Annotated in this window: 6 protein-coding genes; 2 read left to right on the top strand and 4 right to left on the bottom strand. The window is 37.0% G+C overall.

Annotated elements, in window-relative coordinates:
- Window positions 1-245: 245 nt before the first annotated feature.
- From CQA49_RS10155 to CQA49_RS09570, 4 genes are all read right to left on the bottom strand, one after another.
- Complete coding sequence (locus tag CQA49_RS10155; RefSeq protein ID WP_181882666.1) at window positions 246-404, bottom strand: hypothetical protein; 159 nt, start codon at window positions 402-404, stop codon at window positions 246-248.
- 23 nt (window positions 405-427) lie between these two features.
- Window positions 428-895, bottom strand: a complete 468-nt coding sequence (locus CQA49_RS10150) for a hypothetical protein (protein ID WP_181882665.1) — start codon at window positions 893-895, stop codon at window positions 428-430.
- 595 nt (window positions 896-1,490) lie between these two features.
- On the bottom strand, window positions 1,491-2,264 hold the full coding sequence (locus CQA49_RS09575; protein ID WP_115575730.1) for a lipase family protein: 774 nt from the start codon (window positions 2,262-2,264) through the stop codon (window positions 1,491-1,493).
- On the bottom strand, window positions 2,254-2,826 hold the full coding sequence (locus CQA49_RS09570) for a hypothetical protein (protein WP_115575729.1): 573 nt from the start codon (window positions 2,824-2,826) through the stop codon (window positions 2,254-2,256). Before CQA49_RS09570 ends, CQA49_RS09575 begins: the two co-directional genes overlap by 11 nt.
- 604 nt (window positions 2,827-3,430) lie before the next feature.
- On the opposite strand from CQA49_RS09570, the gene CQA49_RS09565 reads away from it, so the two are divergent.
- The gene (locus tag CQA49_RS09565) at window positions 3,431-6,004 is read left to right on the top strand and encodes an ATP-dependent Clp protease ATP-binding subunit (protein ID WP_115575728.1); all 2,574 of its coding nucleotides are present in this window, start codon (window positions 3,431-3,433) and stop codon (window positions 6,002-6,004) included.
- Window positions 6,005-6,109: 105 nt separating this feature from the next.
- Entirely contained in the window at window positions 6,110-6,334 is a 225-nt protein-coding gene (locus tag CQA49_RS09560) for a hypothetical protein (protein ID WP_115575727.1), read from the top strand.
- Window positions 6,335-6,419 lie beyond the last annotated feature (85 nt).

Below are 6,419 nucleotides of genomic sequence, written 5' to 3'. Positions count from 1 at the left end.
AAATAATACCAACGCTAAACCCGATACTTGCGGTATTTATTGCAATGATACAAAGAATTTTATCAGATGCTTGAGTAAGCAGATTATAATTAAACATTTCTTTTTTAATCATTGCATCTCCTTTGAAATATATTGATTATTCTCAAAAACTTTACCCCAATGACTAACAACAGATTCTACAGGAGCAAAACCAAAGAATCCATCATTAAATTCATTTGTTTCTAGGCTTTCATACCATTTCTTATCTATATCTTTCCAATCAGCTTTTTTAAGTTTTTCTTGTCTTGTTTTTCATCCTGTTCATCTAATTCATTTGGATGAATATGACTTAAACCTAAAAAGGCGTGAGTAACATCCAGCTTTAACAAGTTTTTTTCAAAAAGAATATCTATATAAATAGTCACATAGATAAAAAACCTCTTTTGTCTTATGCCAATATGATTTTATTTGTAAAAACAAAAAATAAAATAAACCAAACAAACTCAAAGATTAAGAATACAATACATAATAATATTTTTATTTTGATAGATAATTTATTGCATAAAAACCAAAATAAAATAATTGCAAATGCCCCAACTGCAAATAAAATACTATTTTCCACAAATACAGAGATAAAATAAAAAATCATAAGCGATAAGCCAAGAGGCATAAATTTTTTGTGTAGAAATACAAGAATAGACCCAATTAAAATACTTGAAAATACTAAAACAAAAATAAATGTTGCAATAAAATCAGCCAAATTAAGCCCCATAGCACATAACAAACCGATAAAAAAGCCACATATTATACTTATCACGCCACTAAAACCAAACCAAGCAATTTGCCCGCTTGTAGCTGAATGCAATCCTTTGCTTTCAAGGTAGTTTTTGAATCTTGAATATATCGGGATTTTCAATGTCATCCTTTTGTTTGGCGCTTATTGAGACTTTTACCATTTGTGTGCAAAATCTGGATGGGTATGACTTAAGCCTAGAAAAGCGTGGGTGAAACCAACTCCATCTGATAATGGATCTATATAAATAGTCACATAGTATTTCATTTTCCATTGCTCCCCGCATATTCACATAATAGATCAAAAACACAAAAATAGAGAATCCAAAATAAATAGCTTTTTATATAGGTTTTTTTAAAAAAAGTATAAGTTACTATGATAGATAAAGCAAGAAATATAAAAGGAGCTACGATATGAATGCGTGTTGTTAAAGCAGACAAGATTAGTATTGACATAGGTATGAAATTATGTTTATAAAACATGTTTAAACAAAATATAAATAAAAAAATATAAGTTTAAAATAGTTATTATAAAGATAGGTTGGAAAGATATAATCTAAAAAAGAAGCATCTTTAGATTCTAATGTAGATTCTAATGGTATTAGAGTAAAGATAATATAAGATATAACTACACTATACACAAACCAAGCAATCTGTCCGCTTGTAGTGGAATCTAATCCTTTGCTTTCAAGATAGCTTTTTATCATTATTGTCCTTATTCATTGTAACATTTCATCGGGACTTTTACCCTTTGTAAGCCATAAAAAAGCGTAGAGAAAGTCTAAGCTATAAAATCGAAATATTATAACATTCACACAATAAACAATAACCAAAGCAAGCAATTGCGTCAAAAATCCACCCAAAGAATGCCCTGTTACATTGATTTGATTAATTTTTTGTCGTTCTAGTAATGGTCTTACTTGCTCTTCATAAAATATAAGCATATCAATATATTGTTCTACAATTCTTTTTGTATCGTTGTTATTTGTGCCTATATAATAATCATTTATTAAGTCTTTATTTAACCTAAATTCTGTCCCTCTTAGAGCTAGAGTAAATTCTTTGGTTTCTTTATTTTGAAATAAGCAAGCGGAGAATCCAGATTCTGTGTTTGGCTGGTGAATAAGTAGGTCATATTTTTCAAAGAATTGTTTTGCTTGGTTGGGGGTGAAGTCACCACCTAAGAATTTATCCACAAGAAATTCAAAGCCTAAGAAACTTTTTATAGGGTTGCCTTTTTCATCTCGGTAGTATTTGTAATCTATATTTAGTATATCTGTGGGGGCGGGGTAAATTTCATCAGTATCATCATGTTTTATGTTCGCGGCTTTTAATTCTTTTTTTCTAATATCAGTAAAAGTATCTATCCTCTTTTTATCCTCACTACCTTTTTCTGGCTTATAATTTTTATTTGCTAGATGAAAATATCCATACGCTGCCCAAGCTAATTCGGCATTATTTTTTATCTTTTTTATTTGCTCTTTATTTGCCATCTTTTTTACCTCCAAAATACTTAAGACAAGGAGAGCGAAAGAGAGTGGAGCAAATTTCTACTCCAGCATCTCTTAATATTTCCATACTTCCTTCATTACCGCTCAATGAATTTCTGTTGTTCCACCAAGTTACACTGAAATTAGCAGTTCTTTCTGCAACCTCATCGCCTTTCATTGTAATATAAATTGTAAAATCATATTTAAGTCTGCAATTATATTTGCATAGATTATTAAATTTATAAGCAAATCTATTTGGAATGATATTCATATATTCATCCACAACCCAAAGTGGCTTTTTAGTCTTTATCATCGTATCCCAATCCATATCAACTAAAGCAAGCAATTTAGCAAAATATTCATCATCAAGCTTGCCACCAAGTGCTTCATATGTTTTTGGTTCAAGTCTAGCTATTTTTTTAAATTCCCAATAGCTAGGTTGTAAGCTATAAGGCACAAACCAACCCCAGCCAATACACCCACCAAACAAAAACACAAGCGGGGTTATAGCGACAAAAAGTCTAAGAGATTTGGGAAGTTTAAGCATTTTGCATTTTTCTGTCATTTTATATTTGCCTTATTCTATGGATTTGATTCTATATTATTGCATAAAATTATCAAGCGTTGCTTCTTTTGCAGGATCTTTAGGAGTTTGTCATTTAAAATTTTTGCGAGGTTTTGTTTCTTAAATTTTCTAAAGTTCTTTGTTAGAATCTCACTTGCGTTTTGAATTCCCTTACAAAGATTTTATTTTTAAGATTCTTAAATTCCTTGCAATGGAGAATCTTTAGGGTTTAAAAAGATTTCAAAAAGTTTCATTTTTTGGATTACTCCGCCGACAAATCGACTCGCAATGACAAAAAAATAGATGCTCTATGGATTGACTCTCTTGATTCTCTCGCTAGTACATGACGCGCGGTATTTCCTATCATTGCGGGGATTCTGTTAAGAATCCGAAGCAATCTATATTTTTAGCGTTGTATTATCTATGCGCGCATACTCAGCGTTTTTTGCTTGATAAGCCTGCAAGATTCTATCGTAGCCACTCAAAATGTAGAGATTTTCATAAATAAACTTGACATTAAATGACTAAACTTATATAATGCGCCTACACTTAAACTTTAAGAAAATTTGTTTAAGAAAGCACATTTTATTTTTAGGAGAATAATATGAATATTTTTGAAAAACTCACAAACCAACTCAAACAAACACTCGATAGCGCCGCAGCTTTGGCACTGCATAGCAAAAACGCTGAAATCACGCCTGCGCATATGTATTGGGCGCTTTTGAGCGATTCTCAATCGTTGCTTAATCAAGCGCTTAATAAATGCAATATTGACAAAATCCCTATCGAGCTAGAGGCGCGCAGCGTGGTGGATAAGCTTCCTAAGGCTTCAAGCGTATCAAAAGAAAATCTTAGCATCTCAAAATCCCTTAGCGACGCGCTCAATCTCGCACTCGGCGAGGCTACGAAAAATGGCGATAGCTATGTGGCGGTGGATACTTTTTTGGTTGCAAACGCGCAAGATTCTGCGTTTAAAGAGATTTTTGCCAAATATGTGGATATAAGCGAGCTGAAAAAAACCCTGCAAGCTATCCGCGCAGGCGCGAAAATCCAAGATCAAAACGATGATGATAACTTTGAATCCTTAGAAAAATATGGAATCGATCTAACCAAAAAGGCGCTTGAAAACAAGATCGATCCAGTCATCGGGCGCGATGAGGAGATTACAGCGATGATGCAGATTCTTATCCGCAAGACAAAAAATAATCCGATTTTGCTCGGCGAACCCGGCGTGGGGAAAACTGCCGCGGTGGAGGGACTAGCGCAAAAAATTGTGGCAAAAAATGTGCCTTTGAGCTTGCAAAATAAACGCGTCATCGCCCTTGATATGAGCGCGCTTATCGCGGGCGCGAAGTATAGGGGCGAGTTTGAGGAGCGCCTAAAAGCGGTTATTAATGAGGTGAAAAAAAGCGGGAATGTGATTTTGTTTATCGATGAGATTCACACAATTGTGGGCGCGGGCGCGAGTGAAGGTAGTATGGATGCGGCAAATATCCTAAAGCCCGCATTAGCGCGCGGTGAGTTGCATACAATCGGCGCGACTACGCTTAAGGAATATCGCAAATATTTTGAAAAGGACGCCGCGCTTACAAGGCGATTCCAGCCAATCACGCTTAATGAGCCAAACACAAACGAGGCGTTGCAAATCCTGCGCGGGATCAAGCAAAAGCTAGAGGCGCATCATAATGTCAATATTACAGACGCCGCGCTTGTAGCTGCGGTGAAGCTTTCCCAGCGCTATATCCCGGATAGATTTTTGCCTGACAAGGCGATCGACCTAATCGATGAGGGCGCGGCGGAGCTTAAAATGCAAATAGAATCCGAGCCTTACGAGCTTAGCAAGATTAAGCGTCAAATCCAAAGCCTTGAGGTTGAAAAACAAGCGCTCAATATGGAGGGCGAAAAGGCAAACACCGCGCGACTTGAAGAAATCGAAAAAGAGCTAGGAAACTACAATGAGGAAAAAGCGCGATTAGAAGGGCAGTTTGAAAATGAAAAAAGCATTTTCCGCCAAATTGCCGAGCTAAAAAGTGAGGTAGATTCTTTGCAAAGTCAATCCGAGCTGGCAAAAAGGGCGGGCGATTTTAACAAAGCCGCAGAAATTGACTATGGCAAAATCCCCGAGGCGCAGGAAAAAGAGCAAAAATTGCAAGAGAAATGGGAGGCTATGCAAAAAGATGGCACGCTGCTTAAAAATGCCGTGACAGAGGAGATTATCGCGGGGATTGTCAGTCGATGGACGCAAATCCCTGTAAGCAAAATGTTACAGAGCCAAAAAGAGCGCATTTTGGGCATTGAATCCGAGCTTGCAAAAAGCGTGGTTGGGCAAGATGAGGCTTTGCACGCCATCTCTCGCGCAATCAAGCGCAATAAAGCGGGCTTAAATGAATCTTCGCGCCCAATCGGAAGCTTTCTTTTCCTCGGACCCACAGGCGTGGGGAAAACGCAAAGTGCAAAAAGCCTCGCAAACTTTTTGTTTGACAGCACAAAAAACCTTATCCGTATCGATATGAGCGAATATATGGAAAAGCATTCCGTCAGTCGTTTAGTCGGCGCGGCGCCGGGCTATGTGGGCTATGAGGAGGGCGGACAGCTCACCGAAGCGGTGCGACGCAAGCCTTATTCTGTCGTGCTTTTTGATGAGATTGAAAAGGCGCACCCTGATGTGTTTAATATCCTCTTGCAGGTGCTTGATGATGGGCGCTTGACGGATAATAAGGGCGTTGTGGTGGATTTTTCAAACACCATTATCATTTTGACAAGCAACATCGGAAGCGATAGGATTTTGGAAACTACTGATAAGGGCGAGCGAGAATCTCGTGTCAAAGAGCTTTTGAAGCAGTATTTTAAGCCAGAGTTTTTAAATCGCCTCGATGATATTGTGATTTTCAATCCGCTTGATATGGGCGCGATTGTGGGGATTGTGGATATTATGTTTTTACATATTGCAAAAATCGTGGCTGAAAAAGGCATCGAAATCACGCTCACAAAGCATGCAAAAGAGTTCATCGCTAAAGCTGGATTTGACCCAATCTATGGCGCAAGACCGCTCAAACGCGCGCTGTATGAGGAGATAGAAGACAGACTTGCGGATTTAATCCTAAAAGATGAAATCAAAGAAGGCTCAAAGGTTGAATTTGGACTAAAAAATGAGGAAATTAGCGTGAAGATTTCTTAGGATTCTTTCTTAATATGTAATTTTGGAGTGGGCGTATTAATTGTATCGCCTGCGCAGGAGTAAATCCCGCTTCACCTCCGTGATAGATGATAGGGGGGGGGCTAAATGCAAGAAATGCGAGGTTTTGGCGTGGATTCTCAAAGAGAATTGCTAGAGTTTTTAAAAGCGCAGGCAAGCAAAAAGTATAAAGATTTTCAAACAAAGATTACGCCAAATAATCGTGAGATTTTAGGTGTAAATATACCTTGTTTGCGCTCCATTGCAAAGGAGTTAAAAAAGCAGGGACAAGATAAGGCATTTTTGGAGTTTTATTTAAAAGAATCTATTTAGGGGATTTTTTAATGAAGTAATTTTTTTACCGAAGTCCGATGTATGCGAGATTTTACCGATTTTTGGCAAAAGACACACAAAGTGT

This window comes from Helicobacter sp. MIT 00-7814, from assembly GCF_003364115.1.
Taxonomy (GTDB): domain Bacteria; phylum Campylobacterota; class Campylobacteria; order Campylobacterales; family Helicobacteraceae; genus Helicobacter_F.
Note: the sequence above shows the minus strand (reverse complement) of the source record. Positions and strands in the feature narration are given on the sequence as shown.

Bases quoted from the DNA above. Each gene is read 5' to 3' on its own strand.
- CQA49_RS09575 (WP_115575730.1), bottom strand. From the start codon at position 2,264: ATGGCAAATAAAGAGCAAATAAAAAAGATAAAAAATAATGCCGAATTA.
- CQA49_RS09570 (WP_115575729.1), bottom strand. From the start codon at position 2,826: ATGACAGAAAAATGCAAAATGCTTAAACTTCCCAAATCTCTTAGACTT.
- CQA49_RS09565 (WP_115575728.1), top strand. From the start codon at position 3,431: ATGAATATTTTTGAAAAACTCACAAACCAACTCAAACAAACACTCGAT.
- CQA49_RS09560 (WP_115575727.1), top strand. From the start codon at position 6,110: ATGCAAGAAATGCGAGGTTTTGGCGTGGATTCTCAAAGAGAATTGCTA.